This window comes from Schinkia azotoformans LMG 9581 (genome assembly GCF_000307855.1).
In the GTDB taxonomy this organism is placed as follows: domain Bacteria; phylum Bacillota; class Bacilli; order Bacillales; family Bacillaceae_J; genus Schinkia; species Schinkia azotoformans.
On the sequence record NZ_AJLR01000040.1, the window covers coordinates 1 to 20,439 of the forward strand.

Annotated in this window: 22 protein-coding genes and 1 pseudogene; 10 read left to right on the plus strand and 13 right to left on the minus strand. The window is 37.4% G+C overall.

What is annotated here, in order from left to right; genetic code table 11:
- Positions 1-218: 218 nt before the first annotated feature.
- Positions 219-1,055, minus strand: a complete 837-nt coding sequence (locus BAZO_RS04285) for an RMD1 family protein (protein ID WP_003330070.1) — start codon at positions 1,053-1,055, stop codon at positions 219-221.
- Between the two features lie 106 nt (positions 1,056-1,161).
- Positions 1,162-1,728, minus strand: coding sequence for an MraY family glycosyltransferase (locus tag BAZO_RS04290; RefSeq protein WP_235786699.1), 567 nt, complete (start codon positions 1,726-1,728; stop codon positions 1,162-1,164).
- Between BAZO_RS04290 and BAZO_RS22880 the strand changes: the two genes are divergently transcribed.
- Positions 1,715-1,876: a hypothetical protein gene (locus BAZO_RS22880; RefSeq protein WP_161773202.1), complete on the plus strand. Its 162-nt coding sequence runs from the start codon at positions 1,715-1,717 to the stop codon at positions 1,874-1,876. The two genes, BAZO_RS04290 and BAZO_RS22880, sit on opposite strands and share 14 nt — an antisense overlap.
- A gap of 70 nt (positions 1,877-1,946) precedes the next feature.
- Here BAZO_RS22880 and BAZO_RS04295 read toward each other — a convergent pair whose 3' ends face one another.
- Positions 1,947-3,281 carry a D-serine ammonia-lyase gene (locus tag BAZO_RS04295; protein ID WP_003330072.1) on the minus strand — a complete coding sequence of 445 codons (1,335 nt, stop codon included), beginning with the start codon at positions 3,279-3,281 and terminating at the stop codon, positions 1,947-1,949.
- A 48-nt stretch (positions 3,282-3,329) separates the two neighbouring features.
- Entirely contained in the window at positions 3,330-4,022 is a 693-nt protein-coding gene (locus tag BAZO_RS04300) for a class I SAM-dependent methyltransferase (protein WP_003330073.1), read from the minus strand.
- 185 nt (positions 4,023-4,207) lie between these two features.
- Here BAZO_RS04300 and BAZO_RS04305 point away from each other — a divergent pair, with 185 nt between their 5' ends.
- The 3 genes from BAZO_RS04305 (at position 4,208) to BAZO_RS04315 (ending at position 6,699) form a co-directional block, all read left to right on the plus strand.
- On the plus strand, positions 4,208-5,083 hold the full coding sequence (locus BAZO_RS04305; protein ID WP_003330074.1) for a LysR family transcriptional regulator: 876 nt from the start codon (positions 4,208-4,210) through the stop codon (positions 5,081-5,083).
- 119 nt (positions 5,084-5,202) lie between these two features.
- The gene (locus BAZO_RS04310; RefSeq protein WP_003330075.1) at positions 5,203-5,724 is read left to right on the plus strand and encodes a CYTH domain-containing protein; all 522 of its coding nucleotides are present in this window, start codon (positions 5,203-5,205) and stop codon (positions 5,722-5,724) included.
- 159 nt (positions 5,725-5,883) lie between these two features.
- Positions 5,884-6,699, plus strand: a complete 816-nt coding sequence (locus tag BAZO_RS04315) for a hypothetical protein (RefSeq protein WP_003330076.1) — start codon at positions 5,884-5,886, stop codon at positions 6,697-6,699.
- A 175-nt stretch (positions 6,700-6,874) separates the two neighbouring features.
- Here BAZO_RS04315 and BAZO_RS22640 read toward each other — a convergent pair whose 3' ends face one another.
- On the minus strand, positions 6,875-7,048 hold the full coding sequence (locus BAZO_RS22640) for a hypothetical protein (RefSeq protein WP_169315872.1): 174 nt from the start codon (positions 7,046-7,048) through the stop codon (positions 6,875-6,877).
- A gap of 230 nt (positions 7,049-7,278) precedes the next feature.
- Here BAZO_RS22640 and BAZO_RS04320 point away from each other — a divergent pair, with 230 nt between their 5' ends.
- Positions 7,279-8,952 (plus strand): methyl-accepting chemotaxis protein, encoded by a 1,674-nt coding sequence (locus BAZO_RS04320; RefSeq protein ID WP_003330078.1) that lies wholly within the window; start codon positions 7,279-7,281, stop codon positions 8,950-8,952.
- 214 nt (positions 8,953-9,166) lie between these two features.
- Positions 9,167-9,610: pseudogene (locus BAZO_RS04325) on the plus strand (ATP-binding cassette domain-containing protein); the annotation flags it as partial.
- Positions 9,611-9,789: 179 nt separating this feature from the next.
- Here the strand turns inward: BAZO_RS04325 and BAZO_RS04330 are convergent.
- The 4 genes from BAZO_RS04330 to BAZO_RS04345 all read right to left on the minus strand — a co-directional run bounded on the left by BAZO_RS04330 (position 9,790) and on the right by BAZO_RS04345 (position 13,561).
- A complete protein-coding gene (locus BAZO_RS04330; protein WP_003330080.1) occupies positions 9,790-10,836 on the minus strand; it encodes an ABC transporter substrate-binding protein in 1,047 nt (348 codons plus the stop codon).
- 268 nt (positions 10,837-11,104) lie between these two features.
- Positions 11,105-12,511 (minus strand): glycoside hydrolase family 18 protein, encoded by a 1,407-nt coding sequence (locus BAZO_RS04335; RefSeq protein WP_003330081.1) that lies wholly within the window; start codon positions 12,509-12,511, stop codon positions 11,105-11,107.
- Between the two features lie 136 nt (positions 12,512-12,647).
- Positions 12,648-13,103: a hypothetical protein gene (locus BAZO_RS04340; protein WP_003330082.1), complete on the minus strand. Its 456-nt coding sequence runs from the start codon at positions 13,101-13,103 to the stop codon at positions 12,648-12,650.
- 239 nt (positions 13,104-13,342) lie between these two features.
- Positions 13,343-13,561, minus strand: a complete 219-nt coding sequence (locus tag BAZO_RS04345; protein ID WP_003330083.1) for a hypothetical protein — start codon at positions 13,559-13,561, stop codon at positions 13,343-13,345.
- A 158-nt stretch (positions 13,562-13,719) separates the two neighbouring features.
- On the opposite strand from BAZO_RS04345, the gene BAZO_RS22885 reads away from it, so the two are divergent.
- Positions 13,720-13,827: a copper amine oxidase N-terminal domain-containing protein gene (locus tag BAZO_RS22885; protein ID WP_235786697.1), complete on the plus strand. Its 108-nt coding sequence runs from the start codon at positions 13,720-13,722 to the stop codon at positions 13,825-13,827.
- Positions 13,828-13,879: 52 nt separating this feature from the next.
- On the opposite strand, the gene BAZO_RS04350 is transcribed toward BAZO_RS22885, so the two are convergent.
- A complete protein-coding gene (locus tag BAZO_RS04350; protein ID WP_003330085.1) occupies positions 13,880-14,362 on the minus strand; it encodes an SRPBCC family protein in 483 nt (160 codons plus the stop codon).
- 81 nt (positions 14,363-14,443) lie between these two features.
- Here BAZO_RS04350 and BAZO_RS04355 point away from each other — a divergent pair, with 81 nt between their 5' ends.
- Entirely contained in the window at positions 14,444-14,797 is a 354-nt protein-coding gene (locus BAZO_RS04355) for a DUF4181 domain-containing protein (RefSeq protein ID WP_003330086.1), read from the plus strand.
- A 236-nt stretch (positions 14,798-15,033) separates the two neighbouring features.
- Here the strand turns inward: BAZO_RS04355 and BAZO_RS04360 are convergent, their stop codons facing one another.
- Positions 15,034-16,599, minus strand: a complete 1,566-nt coding sequence (locus BAZO_RS04360) for an FAD-dependent oxidoreductase (protein ID WP_003330087.1) — start codon at positions 16,597-16,599, stop codon at positions 15,034-15,036.
- 36 nt (positions 16,600-16,635) lie between these two features.
- Entirely contained in the window at positions 16,636-17,406 is a 771-nt protein-coding gene (locus tag BAZO_RS04365) for a GDSL-type esterase/lipase family protein (RefSeq protein WP_003330088.1), read from the minus strand.
- Positions 17,407-17,561: 155 nt separating this feature from the next.
- Here BAZO_RS04365 and BAZO_RS04370 point away from each other — a divergent pair, with 155 nt between their 5' ends.
- Positions 17,562-18,101, plus strand: a complete 540-nt coding sequence (locus tag BAZO_RS04370; protein WP_003330090.1) for a hydrolase — start codon at positions 17,562-17,564, stop codon at positions 18,099-18,101.
- A gap of 336 nt (positions 18,102-18,437) precedes the next feature.
- Here BAZO_RS04370 and BAZO_RS04375 read toward each other — a convergent pair whose 3' ends face one another.
- Positions 18,438-19,313 (minus strand): LysR family transcriptional regulator, encoded by an 876-nt coding sequence (locus BAZO_RS04375; RefSeq protein WP_003330091.1) that lies wholly within the window; start codon positions 19,311-19,313, stop codon positions 18,438-18,440.
- Positions 19,314-19,441: 128 nt separating this feature from the next.
- Here BAZO_RS04375 and BAZO_RS04380 point away from each other — a divergent pair, with 128 nt between their 5' ends.
- Positions 19,442-20,323 (plus strand): DMT family transporter, encoded by an 882-nt coding sequence (locus tag BAZO_RS04380; protein WP_003330092.1) that lies wholly within the window; start codon positions 19,442-19,444, stop codon positions 20,321-20,323.
- Positions 20,324-20,439: the final 116 nt, after the last annotated feature.

The following is a 20,439-nucleotide window of genomic DNA, read 5'->3' on the forward strand; positions in this document are numbered from 1 at the left end:
CCACGCCAAGGGCAGAACCCGCACTCCCTGTCCGCAATGTTGGAAAGCCAGTTTCGGTCCTCCTGCTATGCCTACTGCACAATAAATCTCCATTGTTCACAACAAAATAATAAAACTTTATAAAGGAGAGCAGAGGTATTGGATGCTATTTCGGCTGTTATTTACTGATTCTCTCAGTTCCGAACGGGTAACTAGAATAGGGTTTCAGTAATTGTTGTTTATGGAAGCACTCCCGCTATTTCTAAAAGTGTCAGGACAATTTCAAAAAGAATGAGGATGACGATGATCCATTCTACAAAAAGTCCGCGCATAGAGTGGCTGATGTTGGAAAAGCCATCCATGATGCTATATAAAATTTCAGTTTTATTTTTTAATATCGTATAACGATCCTTTAATTCAAAAAATTCCTGCATCTGATCGTAAAATTCACCAGCCACACGGCTTGTCCATGTAATATCAGGCTTATCAAGAATCATGATATAGGCAAGTGTGTTATATTCGTGACGGACAATTTTTGAAGTTGTTCTCGCCAGTTCCTTGTTCCCAATTCTAAGCTTTCCTTTTTCCAACCGGTCTATCATGTTTTCCAGTTTATCCAGGATATTGCCCAGTTGTTCCTCTGTTTTCTCAAGTGCCACCGATTTTGCAAGCACCGTTGAAATTAATTCAGGGTAAAAATCTTCATATTTTGGCACGACTACGTATTCGTCATTCAACTCAATGGTTTCAGATTCTTTAATATGAAGACTGTAATCGTCAACATATCTTCCAACATCTAGAAGATTAATGTCCGGCTCAAAGGAGTGAACAAAGTTAAAAATTTCATTTTTCTCATCTACATTGAGGTGATTGATAAATACTATGCTGCCAAAGGAAAAAATCAGTACTTGGAGTGAATCGTTCCTATTATTGGGAAGAATGGAATAGAGAACATTACCTTTTAAAATTAAAGGTTCTTCCCATGTGAATTTTTTCGGAATTCCACAGTGAATAGCAATTTTATTCAAATCAATTTCATTTGTGATCGCAAAAGCTTTAAAAGTAATTGGTTTCATGATTCCACTCTTTTCTGTTAACTTTCTACTATAATTTTATTCCAATTTGCTAAAAAAATGAGTGTAATAACGAAAACTGTTTTACACTCATTTTGATCGCCTTACATTAGAAAAGCAGAAGGATACTTAAAAAAGAAAGGCTGAAATTAATTAACCAGAACATTTTCACTATTTTTGTTTCGAGCCATCCCATTAACTTAAAAGTATGGTGAATAGGCGTCATTAGAAATACGCGTTTTTTTCTTAGTTTCATAGAGATTAGTTGAATGATAGCCGTTAGTGTCTCGATAAAGACAACGCCACCCATCAGGATAAATAAAATCTCTGTTTTTGTGACAAAGGCTAATCCTGCTAACAGCCCCCCTAGTGAATGGGAACCAGTATCACCCATAAAAACATGCGCTGGGTTGATATTAAATAATAAAAATCCAAGAATGGCCCCCATGCAGATCAAGATGAATAAAAAAACCTGATAGTAATGTTGTGTATATGCAATAACAGCAAAGGGCAGTAATATGGTTAAGACAATACTTGCCAATAAACCGTCCAGTCTATCGGTAATATTTGTTGCATTAACCGTTGTAATCGTAAATCCAATGAAGAAAAGGAAATAAAACGATTCAAGATTTATAGAGAAATTGGTATTTGGGAGATTGAATATGGGACATGACAATGAAAAAAAGAAGGAAAAAGAAAAGCAAAATGGCTTTTTTAAAGAAATTCTAATTGAAATTAGAGATACAATTGTATTCGAAGTGGTTTGGAACATCTTAATGTTAATTCCTCGGATGATGATTCGGGTAATCAAGAATATTTGGTGAAGAAACAAAAACAGCGTGCCAATTTGCGGATTAGCACGCTAATAATATAATTTTGGAATTATAACCCCTATTAAGTTAGATCCAATCCTTTTTGGTAATATTGCTTCTTAATTTCTTCTGGAACCATGTTTCCTCCGGTACCCCAAACAATATGTGTGCCGTTTTTCAACTTGTCAGATAAACGGTGTTTCGATAAATATTCAGCACCATCATTACCTAATTTAACTGGGCCGATTATACCTGCAAGGGCAGAAGGTTCCATGTGAATGCTCTCTGTATCAACCAGTTTTTTTAGCAGCTTATACAAATGTTCATCATTAACCGTATAAATTCCGCTTAAGAAAGGCTCGATTGTTTTGCCGACAAACCCAGATGGTCTGCCTACTGCAAGGCCATCCGCATCTGTGATATTATCAATCCCCACATCCTGGACAGAAATTTGATTGTGGAGCCCAGTCATTAAACCAAGCAGCATACAAGGAGAGTGGGTAGGTTCGGCAAAGAAGCAGTGAACATTGTCTTGAAATATCAATTTCAGGCCAAAACCAATACCTCCAGGACCGCCGCCAACTCCACAAGGAAGATAGACAAACAAGGGATGATTTTCGTCTACTTTGATCGCTAGCTCTGCTAATTGTTTTTTCAATCGAGTAGCCGCCACTGCATAACCTAAAAATAGATCACGAGAATTTTCATCATCGATAAAATAACAGGTAGGGTCCTGCTCCGCAAGTTTTCGTCCGTCCTCAACAGCCTTACTGTAATCTGCTTCGTATTCTACAACATTGACATTTTTCCTTCTTAGTAGGTCTTTTTTCCATTGTTTCGCATCGGCAGACATATGAACAGTTACATTAAAACCTAACTTGGCCCCGATAATGCCAATGCTGAGTCCTAAATTACCTGTTGATCCAACGGCTATTGAATATTGTGAAAAGAAAGCACGAAATCGATCGCTATCTAAAACAGAATAGTCATCCTGTATGGTCAACAATTGATGCTGTATAGCCAATTCTTCTGCATGTTTGAGAACTTCATAAATACCGCCTCTGGCTTTAATGGAACCTGAAATCGGCAAGTGGCTGTCACATTTTAAAAGTAATTCGCCACCGATTGATTGTCGGTAGTCCTGTTCTAATGATTGCTTCATCGATGGTATCTTCACCAATGGAGATTCGATGATGCCGTTCATCTTCGCTGTTTCCGGAAAAACCTTGGCGATATAAGGTGCAAACCTTACTAGCCGTTCCTCAGCCTGCTTTACATCCTCATAAGTAAGAGGGGATTTCTCAATGGCTGTATAGAATTTTTCCTGATTTGGGTTGGTCCAAAATAGTTCATCCATTGAAATGAGCTGATTAAATAAAGGGTATTGAGCTTTCAAAGCTTCGATATCTATGTTCATTTTTTTACCCTCCAAGTTTTCGTTGCAAGATACCTTAACTAAATATGTTTAGATTTTTCTTCCATATAGTACAACAAAGTTAAAATATTTATAGACACAGTCAACCTCCTCAAATCCACTTTCCTGTAACCAGTTCAATTGATCACCTAATGTTGACATCTTATCTAACTTTGTCCGTTCATACGCTGCAGCAAGTTCCTCCTGTGTTAAGCCACTACTTTCAATTTTTTGACTCCAATCTGATTTATACAGAGTTTCGATAAAAGGTGTTTGTCCCAAGACCTGATCCGCATTAATGAACAGGCCGCCTTTTTTCAACATACTGAAAACTTTTTTATAGAGATTCTTTTTTTCCGTTTCCGTTAAATGATGAATGGATAATGCTGACACAATAATATCAAACTCACCATCAAAATCATATGTCGTATAGTCATTTAATATATATTTTACATTTGGAAAATGTGAAAGACGTTCTTTTGCGACATCAAACATTTTTTCAGAAATATCAATTAAGGTCATTTCTGCATCCGGATACTTTTCTAGAATTAAAGATGATAATAACCCTGTTCCGGCACCAATATCAAGTACAGCGGGGTTTTTAGTTTGAGTGTTTAGTAGCGAAACCGGAATTGTATAAAAATCACGGAAACAAGGTATTAATTTAACCCTTTGAGAATCATACTGTGCTGCATTTTTATTAAATTTTTCTACGATTGAATTTCTAGATTGATTATTTTCCATTTTGTTAGTCCCCTTTAAATTTTTTTGTACTATAAGAAAAGACATCGTAATTTGCTATTATGGGCAAATTACGTGTTTTTCTAATTAATTGAATTATAAGGAATTTAACTTATAATGGAAAATAACAAAAAATACGATTTTTAATAACAAACTGTTATTGAAGTTGAAAAAGGGATTGATCTGGAATGGAAATGAAGTGGATCAAGACATTTATTGTAACAGCAAAATATGAGAATTTCCGAAAAACAGCGGAAGAGCTTTTTTTAACCCAACCGGCTGTTACAAAACATATTAAAAGGTTGGAAGAATCTCTTAATATTGAATTATTTGAGAGAATAGGGAATAAAGTTGTGCTGACACCGGCTGGTCATAGATTTCTAGGTTATGCTAAGGAGATGGTTTCGAAGTATGAGGAAGGAATGGAAGACTTTGAATCTTGGAAACAGGGATATAATCGAAAATTAATTATAGCTACTGCACCACAAATTGCTTCATCCTTTCTGCCGTCACTGTTACGGAGCTTTATGGATGAGAATCCGGATATAGAAGTGATCATCAATATTTTGAAATCTTATGATGTAGGAGGCGAGATTAGTAAGGGACGAGCAGACATAGGACTAACGAGAAGCCACCCCATCCAAACCAATATCAATAGTAAGATCATCTATGAAGAGCCTGTCATCTTAGTAGGGCCAAGTGAATGCACGAAGCGTAGCTCTCTTAATGAGGAAACTATTTTGCAAAAATATAGATTATTAACTCATAATCACCCCGAATATTGGGACGATCTATTGCATGAAGTGCAAAGATATTACCCAACAGTAAGGACAATGGTTGTTAACCAAGTAGAGGTGACAAAACGCTTTATTGAAGAGGGATTAGGTGCCTCCTATCTGCCAAGGACAATGGTTACGGAGGAATTGAAAAACAATAAACTGACAGAAATCAATTCTGAAAAAATTATCCCACCTAAATCATCTACCTATCTATTAACCAAAATAGAAACGGAGGAGGTAATAAAATTTATCAAATTTGTAAAGGAGGCTGTATCTAGGTTTTAGTAATGTTCATAGTTGGTACTGATAATACAGATAATAAATAATAATCAGAAAATTATGTACATAGTCACCCTGTTTCTGTTATAATTGCAAATAAAAAAATATAGTTGGGGTGATTAAAATTGGGACAGGCAAAGAAAATTGATAGGAAATTTTTAGTTGAGAGTGATTATTTATTAAAAAGTTTAGATTTAGTATCTATCGATCTAGTCGAACAGTTTTACATTGGTTTTGGTGTAGATGAAGAGGTAAGGATTAGAAGTGTGGAGGATCATGCCTCAGAGGACCACAAAGTGACTCATTACCTTTCAATAAAAAAGGGAAGAGGAATGTCCCGCATCAAAACGGAGGTTCAAATTCAGGAAAGTACGTATAAGCAGCTCTATGAAAATTTAACTCCGATTGTCAAAAAAAGATTATTCTATGATTATTGCGGCCATCATTTAACAATCTTCAAGTATTTCGGTAAATTGGAAGGATTAATTATTGTAAAAGTAGAGTTTGATTCAGAGGAAGAGGCCAATAAATTTGAAATTCCTCATTGGTTTAGCACTGAAATCACAGACGACCTTTCCTACAGAAATCAAAATCTTTACTTAAAAATTAATGATATTAACGAATATAGTATGTTAGTGGCGAATTAAGCTTTTATTTTTTAAAAGAATGGGAATGGACTTTTTAGTTGGAAAGCTAAAAGGTCCTTTTTTGTTAGAGCCGCAAAAAGCAAAGGAGTTGGAACGGGAAAAGCAATCCTCCATAAAATAGTACTATTACGAATTTAATAAAAATGGAGGGGAAATGGGATGGTTGTTCAAAATCCAGGAAATTTTGATTATTATAGAATGAATCCGGCAATAGAGAATTGGGGAAACAGCCTTGAAAGGACACAATATCAAATAGGTGAATTCCCCATAGGAAATTATAGAGAAGATATACGATTTGGTGGGAATTTAAAAAACTTTGGAGATAATTTGGGTGGATTGTTTAAGCACTTAAATGGTCTGGCAGGAGCCTTTTCAAATGGCAATGGAGCAAACGGTTCAGGCGGTTCAGGCAATGGCGGTGGGGGGGCACCCGCTGGTTTTAATTGGGAAAATATCACAGGCATTACTAAGCACCTCAATGGCTTAATGGGAGCCTTTCCGTTGGACTCAGGCATGAATGGTTTTGGGAGGCCGTTCTTTGGTGGGCGCCCTGGTTTAGGAAATCTTATGGGAAATATGAATCCGGGAGGCTTCATGGGACCTTCTCCGTATGGAATGGGGATGACAGGCTTTGGAAGTCCGGGCTTTGGTGGAGGCCTAGGGGGGCTAGGAAATCTTATGAGTCTTATGAAACCACTGGGAGGCTTATTGGGAATGGGACCTTCTCCATATGGAATGGGAATGACCGGCTTTGGAAGTCCGGGCTTTGGTGGAGGCCTAGGAGGGCTAGGAAATCTTATGGGCCTTATGAAACCACTGGGGGGCTTAATGGGAATGAATGGTCTAGGTGGATCTGGATTTGGAGGCCCACTTGGGATGCTTGGTTTAATGGGGAAAGGAATGGGCGGATTACCATTCGGAGGAATGGGACCCTTAGGAGGCTTACAAGGGGGGCTACCGGGTTATTTCTTTTAAGTAATAATAAAGGAAGTGCCCGGCTTTGAAGCTTTTCTCCTCGACCGGGCACTTAACGAATTCTAAGCCTTAGCCTAGTCTACTTGTGATACCTTAAAAATATGATAATCCAACGTTAGGAACTTCATCCCAAACAACCACATATCATGCTTGGCCTCATAAATTAATATTAAAACTATTCATTCATTCTTTGCTGAACATGTTGTATCTTCTGTTGCGCTTTTTCCAGCTCCCCCATTGCAAAATGACAGGCTTCTGCTTCAGCACTGTTAGAGTTAATTTGCTTTAAATGGAAATGGGCTTTATGGATTAAATCCTGAGCTTCTTGCAAATCACCTTTTAGGTTCATAAAGGACCACCATCCTTTCATTAATTAGATTTATCGACTATATCTTGTGCTATTTTCCATTGAATTACACTCTATAGAGAATAATCAATAATTTTCTCGATCAGCTATTTTTGTCCCTCACGAAAGTTTTACAAAAAAATAAGCATACATTTACAGTTGCTTAACATTGAGTTGGTAAAATTTCCATTAACGTGACTTGATAACTTAAGGAATTAGATGGGGGATTAAAATTGAAAAAAATATATAATCGACTGAGCCTGCAAAGTAGATTGCTTCTTATTTTTATTTTGTTGTTTGTTGTATCAATAAATATCCTCGGTTTTACGTTATACAGTAAAGCTAAAACAACCACTATTCAAATTATAGAAGATCGATTATCTCGTGAAGTTGAGATTATGTCATACATAATTAAAAATTTGAAGTTTGTCTATATTAGTGATGAGAATTATTTTTTTCAACAGGTAGAAATGAGCGTTCGTGATCAGCATAAACAATTAGCAGCAGATGGTATAACTTCAGACATGTATTATATGCAAAATGGAAAAATTACACCTTTCCAAGTAAGTAAAAAAGTGGAGAATACCTCTTTAAGTGAACTAGTAGAAAAAATTAATAAGATGGATAAAGGGTTATTCCATGAACAATTGGAGGGGAAGGATTATACCATTTCAGTGCAAAAAATAAATGAAATAAATGGGAATTATGTTTTGGTAGTTCCTACTAATTCGTACTTGGGCCCTGTTAATCAAATGCATTCCTTTATTATTGTGTTAGTCATTATCTCCCTAATGATATGTACAATTCTAATTAGTTTATTTGTAAAAAGTATTACAAAACCATTAAAGGAATTACAGGAAACGATGAGAGAGGTTCGTGAAGGGAATTTAAACAAAACGATTTCTGTAAAAACGACTGTTCCAGAAATAATTTCGTTGAATAAAAGCTTTAATATGATGATCGAGCAAATGGGAAATATGATTCACGAATTAAACGAAACAACAAAGGAACTGGAATCAACAGGAAAAAATCTAAGCCAGTCTTCCAACGAAGCATTGACCTCCAGCCACAAATTGATCCAAGAAATTAATTTGGTAAAGCTAGCTGCTGAGCAGACAGCAGCAACTTCAGAGGATAGTGTTAAAGATTTTAATACGATGAAAGACAAAATTGAATTGCTGATTAATAATATTAATAAAGTTTTTACTAGTTCAGAGGATATGAATAGTTCAGCTATAGGGGGCGAGCGAAATATCACACAATTAATCGAAACCATTAACCAATTCGAATCAGATTTCGATTATATGACTGGCACGATTAAAGAGGTGAAAAATCATTCTATCGCCATTGGTAATCTGGTCGGTTTAATACAAGCGGTAGCCGATCAAACAAAACTGTTAGCACTTAATGCTACGATTGAGGCAACACGGGCGGGAGAGGCTGGGAAGGGCTTTGCAGTTGTAGCCAATGAAGTGCGCAAACTTGCCGACCAATCAACAAAGGCTGCTGAGAAAATAACAAGTTCCATTTTAAGCATGGAGGATGTAACCATTCAGGCTACACAAGAGTTTGATCAAATTTTATTAAAAATTAAAAAGACTTTAACAACTGCAAATCAATCCAAGGAATCCTTTGACGACTTAATGAGTGAAATTGGGATCGTAATTGAAAAAATACAAAACATGCAAGGAGAGCTTTCAGCACTTCAATACATATTACCCCAGCTTGAACAAACAACAGTTGGGATTGTTTCTATATCTCAAGAAACACTTTCAAGCACAGAACAAATGTTTACCACTAGTGATAAACAAATTAGTGAAATGGAGAGAACGCATCTTATAGGTACGCAGCTGATGGAATTATCATCTTCATTGTCCACTAAAACAAAAAAGTTTAACGTAGGATAGCGATGAGTAACATTCAGAGTCCGAATGTCTGTTTTCAAAAGATGTGGAAGCGAATTTATAATCTTCACTTTAAATGTATTTGTGAACAGTGAAGAAAGGCAGATCGTCTGTGTTTTTTTATTTCTTTAAAAAAATGGAAAAAGTATGTTTTGAATTAGAAAATGTAGAAGTGACCTATTTAGATAAGGAAATATTAAAGTGAATATATAGCTCAAAAGCAGCTCAGGAAAAAATGAAAAAAGCTGAAAAAGTTGCTCAAGCAGGGCGCATGTCAAAAAAAGAAGCAAAGTCCAAAGCAAATAGAATGTTTGAGACAAAATCCAAGGGCACAAGCCAAAAAGCACTACAACGTGCGGCAAAAGCGATTGAACATAGAAAGGAACATCTTCAAGAAGTCGAAGCGGTAAAAGAGAAAAGACCAATCGTGTTCCGCCAATCAAAAGCTTTAGAATTGCACAATAAGTTTTCAATTATGGCAGACAAACTAACGCTTCGTGTGGAGGAGAAAGTGTTATTAGATGAGGTTAGTTTTCAATTGCCCCTCGCTAAAAAAATTGCTATAACTGGCAGCAACGGCAGTGGGAAAAGCACTTTACTATACCATATTGTGAATCATGGGGAGGGTTTAATCATTTCGCCAAAAGTAAAGTTTGGCTATTAATGTAGCAGATATACACTATGAAATCACTGATCAAATGTTAACTCGGAAGTGATTAAAGTAGCATGACCAATGAAAAACGGGCTGTCCAAAAGGAACGTGCCCGTTTTATTGGATTTTTCAAGGTTTGGGGTACGTTACAAGAATTTGCGTGCCCGTTCTTGGTTTTTTCGTCTATCTTATTTTTCAAACGCATTTGCTTTTTCGAGAAAACTTGTATTTAAGTATTTAGTAACATCAATTTCTTTTGTCAGAAGGGGTTGTTCCCCTTCACTAAAAAGTTCAATTAGTTTCTTCCATGAATCAGGATAAATATGGCCGTAGCCTTTTTCGGTTTCGATAGGGGTAGATAGGTCAATGAATGTGTTTAGTCCTAATTGGCCAACCCTTTCATCTGCAAATTCTTCTGGAACTGCGATTTTCATAATTTCAAATGCTAAATTGCGATTTTTAATCGAGAAATCTATTCCTCTTGCAATTCCTCGTGAAATTTTTTCAACTAAATCTGGCCGTTCGTTAATAATTTTTCCGTTAGCAATAATAGCTGTTGAAGGTAGTGATTTAAAAGCCCTAGGTGTTAAGGATTTTGATTGAAAGCCCTTTGTATAAAGGGAAACTAAATCATGTGCTCCACCGCAATAGGCTGCAATTTTCTCCTTTTCAAAAGCGACGAGAATAGTTGTAGCATCATTACCAATTGGAAGAAGAGTGACATCTTCATTCGCATGTAATCCCTCTCTTGCTAAAAGTGATTGAACCATAGGCACTTCAGCACCACTAAGTTCTGTAACTCCAATAGCTTGTCCTTTTAATTGATTTATATTTTTAATGTCAGAATATTTTGGAACGATTAAATCAAATAAATTCGTCGAGTTAATTTGATATACAACTTTAATGTCCATCCCTTGGTCCCAAGCCGGGATTAGAGAGGCAACAGCAACGACGCCGAAATCAGCAGTCCCAGAACCAATTTGCTGCACAACATTTGCGCCGCCTTTTTCAGGAACTAGTTCAACATCAAGACCTTCCTCTTGGAAAAACCCTTTTTCCTTAGCAATATAAGCGTAAAACATGGGATTACCTTTGGCAGCCAATAAAAGCTTCACTTTTTCTAATTCAGTATCACTACTTGTAGGCGAATTGCCTCCATCATTCGTCGAGGTTGACCCACATGCAGTTACAAGTATTATTGAAAAGAATAGTAAAATGCTTACCGTAGATTTCATCTCATATCATCTCCTATTATTCAGAAGACATCCCTGTATCTATTATACATGTAAAATGTTTCTTATGGTGCAACATTCTGGATATTTCGACACTCAATATAAAGTATAAAGGTGATAAATACGATCATCGGTATGATACTAGTAGAATACAGAACGTTAGGAAGAGTAGAGTAGAGTAAAAAAATAAAACAGCTCCTTTCTAACAGAAGTGAGCTGCTTTACTGAGCCTGGGGGTCGGGAACTGTGTCCCAGAGCCGGTATGTTTATTTTATTTTTTTATGATATTGAAATTTGCCCCTAGAACTGGCCAATTTTGCTGGAATGCTGGCCCAAGGACCCAGTAGCTTACCCCGCGAAGATTGTACTCTTTTGCAGTGTCGTATTTGACCTGTATGCTGCGGGCATCTTCAAACCACACTTCATGCTGTTGACCTGATCGATCTGTGTAATGGAAAAATGGCGATTGAGAGGTTTCATTATAGTTAATGGCAACGCCATTTTGCGCCGCAATGTTGACAGCCTGTCTTGGACCAATAACATCAGCCCTTGTTCCATATTTCCAAGGGATCTTCCAATCATAACCATATATCGGTACACCCATAATAATTTTATGACGAGGAATGACGGAAACCGCATAATCTAGCACCTTTTTTACCTCATTAATAGGAGCAACTGCCATTGGACGGCCGCCAATCCAACCCCATTCATAAGTCATGATCACTACAAAATCAACAATTTCCCCGTGAGCGGCATAGTCATGAGCCGCATATTGTAATCCTTTTTGTTCCGCACTGTACTTAGGAGCAAGTGCTGTTGAAACAGAGTAACCCTCTGGTTTTATTCGTCTAACGACTTTTCGGAGGAAATTATTAAAGTTTTCCTTATCCTCAGGGTAGACGTATTCAAAATCGATATTTACCCCTGTATACCCTTTTTGCTTTAGCTCTGCCAATATATTAGTAATGAGTGTATTCTGAATGTCTTCATTTCTTATAATTTGGGCGGCTTCGTCTGGATTAAAACCCGCATTTGTAATCGCAAGAAGCGGGGAAACATTTCTGTTCCGAGCGACTGTAAGGATAGCATTGTCATCTAAAGGTGTAAGGCCCCCAGTCTTTGTAACATTATGACTAAATGGGCTGATATAGGTAAGATATGGTGCGATCGGTGAAACAAGATTCGCTCCGTCCTGGCCCACCCTAGTTACGTAGGCATTTACTTCCATGGCTTTTTTCATGGACGTCTCAGGTATCCTCAGTCTTTGCCCAATATAAAGCATCTCTGGATTTTGAAGTTGGTTTGCCTGAACAATGGCTGAAACGCTTACTCCATAACGATTCGCAATTAACCATAACGTTTCCCCAGATTGAACGGAATGATAAATAACGGGAATGGTTAGTACTTGACCAATATAAAGTCTCGATGGGTCTGTTAGCTGATTTGCTTTTACAATCTCTTGTATCGATACACCGAAACGATAGGCTATTGACCATAAGGTATCTCCGGGCTGAACCACATATTGTTGATAAGGTGCAGGGATCACTAATGCCTCCCCGACAACCAACCTGTTCGGGTCCTCCAAACCGTTAGCAAAAACAATTTGTTGATTGGTAGTCCCAAATTTATGAGAGATTCTCGAAAGAGTGTCTCCTCTTTGTACAACATATATTTTCATCATCCGCCACCTCAAAGTAAGCATTAATAATATGCAATTTACTTTAGGATATTCATGGGTAAACATTTATGTGATAAAAGCCGTGGGAGAGCAGCGGGTGGGTAAGCGAGCCGCAGTACCCGACCCCGTGGCTCATTCAATAGATAATATTCATGATTTTTTTAATAATAAGTCCGGTTATTACTCCAGGAATAACAAATAACATGGGAAGCCAGACAGGCCCAAAAAATATTCCAAAAATCTTTAAATTTGATGAGTACATCAAACCAACGGTAACAAAAAATGCGGAAAATACATAAGGAAGAAAAGAAAAGTGATCTTTTCCGCCTTCTGCATCTTTAACGGCATCCCACATGGCAAAAAAATATAAACAAGGATAAAACATTAACCATTCCAAGTCTGTTTCGTGTACGGCTTCGTTTATTTTTCCATTAAAGCTTAAAAGAATAATTTTATTAAAATTAGCTTTTACGTTAATCAGAAATTCAAGTGCTACTAAAACAATGCCTTTTACTATTTTTCCGTTTAAAAATTGTCCAAACCCTGGAAGGGCAATACTCCACATTAGCTTTTCAAATGCATTCCTATTCATAAGTACCTTTGTTTTGTATTAATAAAACTACAATTCTTTGCATAAAAAGGGGAGTTTTACTGTATCTTTTATCCATATAATCACCTCCTGGATATTATTTACCAATTTTTTGGGTGTTATGAATTCTTGTAGTGAAATTTGAACATAAATAGTCATCTATTTTCAATTACAGGCCATGGGGTCGGGAACTGTGTCCCAAATAAAAAAGCATACCAACGTTGGTATGCCTTGTATTTTTGCTATCTTTTTTTCTTTTTATTATCCAAAACAAGCTGTTGCTTCTTTTTAACTTCCTCCTGGACAACTTTTACGTGAATGGTTCTCTCATCAATCGTATCTACACTCAAAACCTTTGCTTTCCGGCCCTTAATTTTTAAATCCTGACCAACCGATGGAACATTTTGAAGCAGCTGACTTAATAAAATATTTTTGTTTTCAATAAAATGAACAGTAAACATTCTATTTTCACCTACTTTTCGGGGGATGTTAATAAAAAAGACCTCATGAAAATCTTTATATAGAATATTTGAGTCATGTGAAATTTAGACCATATAACTAATAACTTTTGCTGGCTGTTTACGTCAGATTTTTAAGAAAGAAGAAAAGGGTGCTGTTTATGAAAAATAAGTGGATAAGGCAGATGCGTTTCATAAGTGAAGCAATCGGAACTGATGTAAGGTGGGAAGGGAAGCAAAATACAGTTTTTATTAAAACGGAGAAATAAAATAGGGGAGACTGACTCTAAGTAAATGAGCCAGTCTCCTTATTTTAAAAAACTAGTTGACAACTTTATTAACGGCCTCAACATATTTCTCGTACCATTTATTCCATTCTTCACGTCTAGATTCAATCGTTGTTCCAGCAAGGAGGGCTTCCACAACATCAAGACATACATGCCAGCCTGCCAGATCCCTTGGAGTATGGTCTGTAATTTTTGATATCTTTTCAACTAACACTAATTGACAACCCGAAGATTCTTCACTCAATTCGAAACGAACTATTGTCTCACCCCAGGTATATTCTAGGACAGCCTGCATTTTTAACTCGGTAATAGTCATTTCTAAAAACGTCCCATTTCGCATGTCAAATTTAATGATTCCGCCTTCTCGAAGTTCGTTCACGCTTAACTCAGGGAACCACATTGCTAGCTTCTCATTTTCGGTTAAATATGACCAAACATCATGAACAGAGTGCTTTAAATGACGTTCAAAGCGGGCTATATATTGATTCTCGGCTTTTTCAATTTTGGCAAGCAACATTGATTCCTCCATTATTTTAATGACTATATAAAAAAACAATACAATGATATTATACTATAGAAATCGATAGGGGGTCTTTCAGTGGGATTTTTTCAATTTGTAATCATTTTCATTCTTCTGTCTGTATTAATAGAGAGGGTAATTCGAAAACGGCTTGGTATAGAAAAGAAAAAGATTTCGGAGACCGCAGGGAAAAATGTAGATCGTTGGGGTCGTGGAATTATTCTTGTTACTTTTTTAGCTACTTTTTCGTATTTTATTGATAAAGATGATGAAATCGTGAAGTGGTATTGGATTTCCTATTACGTCATATTAATGGGGTTTCAAACATACATCCAATGGAAGTATCTAAAAGACTCGAAAGAATACATACTTTCACTTATATTTTTAGTACTAGGTATAGTTTTCTTATTAAGTGTGGATAGTGTACTTTGATGTGTTGTAGTTGGACAAGGAACCGAATCGATGGTCCCTTGTCCGATTTTAAAAGTAAAGAAAGTATCTAGTTTTTGAACATCGTTGTCTGGCTCCAGCGCCTATCGCCTAGCAAACTTCAGGTCTCCTTCCTACGATAAGTCAACTAAGAATTGCTAACACAATTCAAGTTTCTTTTATCGCTGTCGTTGTCCCCTCCAGTTTGTACGGCGATAAGCAAGGCGCTTCCGCTTTTCTTAGTAACCCGAGTTTTCAGAAGTAAGATTTTCAAGCATCGTATGATCGCCTTTTTGCAACGGTTTTTCTGCCGGACCTTCAATGACTTCACCCGTGTATGAGAATCTGGATCCGTGGCATGGACAATCCCAAGTACGTTCACCATCATTCCAATTCACTTCGCAGCCAACATGCGTACACGTCGTATCAACAATATGTAGTTTTCCTTCGGTATCCCGGTAGGCGCCTTTTCGGGCACCATTAACCATCACAATTCCGCCTTCATCATTTGCCAATTCTTCTGCATACTTGTTGCTAACCTCGAGTTTTCCTTTTATTAAGTGTTTCGCTACATCAATATTTTCTTTAAAGAACTTTTGCAAACTTGGGTCCGCATAAAAACGAGATGGGGTGTAGACGGTTTGATATGGATTCTCTTTATTCAGTGCCATATCCGCTAATAACAAGCCTGCCGCCGTGCCATTGGTCATGCCCCATTTTCGATAACCTGTAGCAATAAGGATATTATGAACACCGGAAGTGATTTCACCAACATATGGAAGTTTATCCAATGTTGCTAAATCCTGAGTTGACCAGCGGTAATCAAAGTGATCAAGATTGAAAACATCTTTTGCGAACTTTTCCAATGCTTTGTAATGTTCCTTCGTATCTACACCTTGACCCGATTTATGGCTCTCACCTCCAATGATGAGCAAATTCTCACCATCTACCGGCGTAAAACGAATCGACCGGTTGGGCTTATCAACGCTTAGATACGTGCCACCCGGATAATCCATGTTTGTTTTCGTAGCAAGTACATAAGAACGGTCCGCATGTAATCGTCCAGAATAAAAACCCGTCCCTTCATAGAAAGGAAAATGAGAGCAAGAGAGGACCCCATTCCCCGTAACACGGTGACCGTCGCGGGTAAGGACTGTCGCTTTATTTTCATCTCGTTCAATATTTACCGCTACCGTGTTTTCAAAAATGTATCCACCTTTGTCGACTATAACTTTTACAAGGTGAGTCAAATATTTAAGGGGATGAAATTGGGCTTGTTTTTTCATAACGAGCCCTTTGTAGATTTTAATATCAAAAGGAATTTCATTTATAATATTACCTTCAATATTTAATTTTTGATAAGCTTGGAATTCCTTTTCGATTTTTTGGATACTTTGCTCTTCAGTTGTATAAAGATGTGCATCTTGTTCGCTGAAATCACAATCGATTTTAAGATCATTGACCGTGTTTTTAATAAAATTCAAGGCATTTGTGTTCGCTTCATAATATAATCTTGCTTTATTAATTCCAAAATGGCTGATTAATTCATCGTAAATGATATCATGTTGTGCTGTTATTTTCGCAGTCGTATGGCCGGTTGTTCCATTTAGCAGTTTGCCTGCATCAATGAGTGCAACTCTAACACCTTCATTGACCAAGAGATACGCAGCCGTAATACCGGTAATACCACCGCCAACAATAACAACATCCGTCTCCAAATCTCCATCCAGCTGTTTAAATTCAGGAAAATCTATGCCATCCCGCCAATATGGCTCCGGGAATTGTGGAATCTTCTCATCTGCCAAAAATAAAACCTCCGTTTCATTATCAAAAAGATAAATTTAGTGTTTGAAACAAATTGGGAAATTATACTTGTGGGCTAGAGTTTCCTCGGCCAGAGTTCCCGACCCTGCGGCTCTTTTTAGTTCTTCTGAAATTTGTTCGCCCCATATTTGATAAGCGTTCCCCATAAGATGAACGCCATCAATCGTGTATTTTTGATCTAATGTATGTCCATTTGCTAATTTGCTGTTTAAATCAATGAATGGGACCTCATTTTCAGTAGCTAATTTTTTTAACATATTATTTAGCTCGTCCACCTTCTGATTAATCTTCTTGTGTTTTCTTTCAGATGAAGAAACGTAGAGTGTGGAGGTAATAACAGGTTTAATTTGCCGATCGATTAATTCAGTCACAATTTTTCGGTGGTTACGAGCGATTTCCTCGGGTGCAGTCTCATTTGACCTAATGTCATTAATCCCACCCATTAGAAAGACCATCTTAGGTTTCAATTTATAAATATAATGAAGCCGATTTAACATTCCTTCCGTAATATCACCACGAATCCCACGATTAACAACATCATTTCTTTCTAATAATTCGCGCCAATCAACTGCCTGGGTTATTGAATCTCCAAGCATAACGACATTGGCTTGTTTCGTTGGATATACATCAAAAAGGCTTGTTCTCATCATATATATTTTGTTCTGGAGGTAATCCGGGGCTTTAGCATGGATTTCCTCCTCGTTCCTATTAAATTTTACGATGAAAAAGATAAGCAAAAGATTTACCGATAAGGATAGAATAAATAGCTTTTTAAATGTACCCTGCATGTTTTTACCCTTTCTTTTTTCAATTAGTTTTACCAGGCAAATAGCATTAATGTATTTAGTAGCCCTTTGAATAAATAGGTTTAGATGTAAGTATATGGTAAAATAAAAGCAGGGAAGAGGGTTACATAGAGTTATAGGTGAAGGAGAAAGATGACATGTTAAATAAAGAAAATACGGTTTTTGTGCTAGTAGATGTGCAAGGGAAGTTATCGAAAATTGTGCAGGATAGTGAAAAGATGATCGCCAATCTAAAGAACTTAATTCAAGGGCTACGTTTACTTGATGTTGCGATTGTTTGGCTTGAGCAGTATCCTGAAGGTTTGGGTCCAACGAATCAGGAATTAACGGCCCATTTAGCTGGGATGGAACCTATCAGAAAAATCACATTCAGCGCCTGCAAAAATCCCGACTTTATGGAGGCCATCGAAAAGACCGGACGTAAACAAATACTGATCGCGGGCATTGAAACACATATTTGCGTGTATCAAACAGCTACTGGGTTAAAGGATTTAGGTTATGAGGTGGAGGTTGTTGCTGATGCAGTATCTTCGCGCGTCTCGTTAAATAAAGAGATCGGGCTTGAAAAAATGAAGTATGCGGGAATTCAGTGGACTAGTGTGGAAATGGCATTGTATGAGCTAATGGAAACAGCAGAAGGGGAGCAGTTTAAGCGAATTTTGAAGTTGCTGAAATAGCAAATACACTTGATTTTATCAAGAACCAATGCATCATTTTACTGGTTTGATTATGGATAATAGGTGATTATCCATAATCAAACCGTCACTTATCTTCGTTTATGGATATCAAGGATTTATCCTCACCAAACCGTAGTCAACACACATTTGATAATAGATAATGCGGATTTATCCTCACCAAACCAGAGTCAACACACATTTGATAATAGATAACGCGGATTTATCCTCACCAAACAGGGGTCTGCGCCTATTTGGTTATAGATAATGCTGGATTATCCTTACCAAACCGAGTTCTGCTCCCATTTGATAGCAGATAACAGTCATTTATTAACCGTTCTACACTTTCAACTCTGGGTACTTTTGCACATAATCCAGAAACCGCTTGGTCGCAGGCGACACGTGTTTCATCGAGTTCACGGCTATACCAAGTGAGCGGTATTTTGGCTCCTTGAGCCCGATCAACCTAATTTTTCGCTGTTGTCCCCGCAGAACTAGTTCGGGAAGTATACTGATGCCGAGCCCTTTTTCAACCATTGCCATGATTGCATAATCATCTGCCACCGTATATTTTATCTTAGGTTTAAAGGGAGTGCCTTCAATCACCCTGTTGATATCATCATCTCCACCTTTTCTTTGCATAATAAAAGGTTCTTCCATTATATCAGCCAAACTAAGAACAGACTTAGTGCTTAATGGATGATCAATAGGCAATAAAACGAGCATTTGGTCTTTAGCTAACGGGATCACATCAAACGCATCCCTTGTCGGAAGTGAAAGGAAGCCGCAATCAATTTTTCCGTCTGCAATCCAATCTTCAATTTCTCGATAATCTCCTTCGATAAAGTTAACGGATATATTCGGATAATCGTGTTGAAAATCCTTGATGATTCCGGGAAGCCAGTTAACGGATACACTTGTAAAGGTTCCAATGTGTATGGTTCCCAATTCAATCCCATGAATCGCGGCAACCTGCTGTTCTAAATGTTCATTCCATTTTAAAATTTCCGATACTGTTTTTAAAATCATTTCTCCGTTTTCCGTTAATTTTACGCCGGACCGATTTCGTGAGAGTAATAAAAACCCGACATCATCCTCAAGACTATTAATCAGATGGCTCACCCCTGATTGGGTGAATCCCAGTGCTTCCGCTGCTTTCGTTAGACTTCCAAGCTCGACCACCTTTTTAAAAACCTTGTACTTATTAATGCTCAAAATAAGGTCACCTCCATTTTAAAATACATTAGTTTTACTCATGTTAACTATAAGAAACATTCGTTTTACTTGTTTTATACCTCTTAGTATAATGGTTTTGTTCTATAAAATGGAGGGGGAAATTGAAAGTGACACAGCTAAGGGCAGATGTATTGCTATTATTGGCAACGGTAGGTTGGGGGGCGTCCTATCTTTTAATGAAAATGGGTCTTGATGCAGTAGGAGAGTTTACCTTAATTGCGTTAAGGTTCGGCATCGCATTTCTAATCGCTGCGGCTGTTTTTTCAAAAAGATTGCGACACACTAATTTTAAAACAATCAAATATGCGCTACTTTTGGGTTTTCTTTTATTTCTTGTATTTGTCACGGTCACATACGGCTTGAACACAACGACAACAACGAACGCAGGATTTTTAGTTAGCCTAACGGTCATATTTGTCCCGTTGTTTTCCATTTTTATATTCAAAAAGAAACTCGAGCTGAGATTATTACTTAGCATTTTGATTGCTCTAACCGGAATTGCACTTCTGACCATCCACCCTCCGTTTAAAATTATGACCGGAGATTTATTATGTATCGGGACCGCTTTGTTTTATGCCCTACATATCACTGTGGCAGGCGTTGCGGCAAAGGAAGTTGATACGCTAAATGTCGGCATTCTACAATTAGGGTTTGCTTGCCTATATGGTTTAGTATTTTCCTTTATTTTTGAAACACCTACATTCCCGTCGACACTTAAGGGTTGGTTTGCTGTTCTTACCCTTGCCATCGTCTGTAGTGGATTTGGGTTTATCATCCAAATTGTTGCCCAGAAGTACACATCACCAACACGGACCGGATTAATTTTCTCGTTAGAGCCAGTTTTTGCAGCTATATTTGGGTACGTTTTTGCCCATGAAATCATGTCTATTAATGGATATATTGGTGCATTTTTAGTATTTCTCAGCGTGATCATCTCAAGTGTTAAATCGACTAAAAACCAAGTAGTGGCGGAAGAGAGCGTTATTTAATAATTGGGCCAGAGTTCCCGACCCCATGTCCCATCCCACCCGCCAATTGAGCCGGAGAACCCGACCCTAAGTCCCACATAATTTCTTTACTGATATTCCAAACTAAGCAGAAATAC

Excerpts from the sequence above, each read along its gene's own strand:
- BAZO_RS04285 (WP_003330070.1), bottom strand. The coding sequence starts at position 1,055 with ATGAAACCAATTACTTTTAAAGCTTTTGCGATCACAAATGAAATTGAT.
- BAZO_RS22880 (WP_161773202.1), top strand. The coding sequence starts at position 1,715 with ATGGGACATGACAATGAAAAAAAGAAGGAAAAAGAAAAGCAAAATGGC.
- BAZO_RS04295 (WP_003330072.1), bottom strand. The coding sequence starts at position 3,281 with ATGAACATAGATATCGAAGCTTTGAAAGCTCAATACCCTTTATTTAAT.
- BAZO_RS04300 (WP_003330073.1), bottom strand. The coding sequence starts at position 4,022 with ATGGAAAATAATCAATCTAGAAATTCAATCGTAGAAAAATTTAATAAA.
- BAZO_RS04305 (WP_003330074.1), top strand. The coding sequence starts at position 4,208 with ATGGAAATGAAGTGGATCAAGACATTTATTGTAACAGCAAAATATGAG.
- BAZO_RS04315 (WP_003330076.1), top strand. The coding sequence starts at position 5,884 with ATGGTTGTTCAAAATCCAGGAAATTTTGATTATTATAGAATGAATCCG.
- BAZO_RS22640 (WP_169315872.1), bottom strand. The coding sequence starts at position 7,048 with ATGAACCTAAAAGGTGATTTGCAAGAAGCTCAGGATTTAATCCATAAA.
- BAZO_RS04330 (WP_003330080.1), bottom strand. The coding sequence starts at position 10,836 with ATGAAATCTACGGTAAGCATTTTACTATTCTTTTCAATAATACTTGTA.
- BAZO_RS04335 (WP_003330081.1), bottom strand. The coding sequence starts at position 12,511 with ATGAAAATATATGTTGTACAAAGAGGAGACACTCTTTCGAGAATCTCT.
- BAZO_RS04340 (WP_003330082.1), bottom strand. The coding sequence starts at position 13,103 with ATGAATAGGAATGCATTTGAAAAGCTAATGTGGAGTATTGCCCTTCCA.
- BAZO_RS04345 (WP_003330083.1), bottom strand. The coding sequence starts at position 13,561 with ATGTTTACTGTTCATTTTATTGAAAACAAAAATATTTTATTAAGTCAG.
- BAZO_RS22885 (WP_235786697.1), top strand. The coding sequence starts at position 13,720 with ATGAAAAATAAGTGGATAAGGCAGATGCGTTTCATAAGTGAAGCAATC.
- BAZO_RS04350 (WP_003330085.1), bottom strand. The coding sequence starts at position 14,362 with ATGTTGCTTGCCAAAATTGAAAAAGCCGAGAATCAATATATAGCCCGC.
- BAZO_RS04365 (WP_003330088.1), bottom strand. The coding sequence starts at position 17,406 with ATGCAGGGTACATTTAAAAAGCTATTTATTCTATCCTTATCGGTAAAT.
- BAZO_RS04370 (WP_003330090.1), top strand. The coding sequence starts at position 17,562 with ATGTTAAATAAAGAAAATACGGTTTTTGTGCTAGTAGATGTGCAAGGG.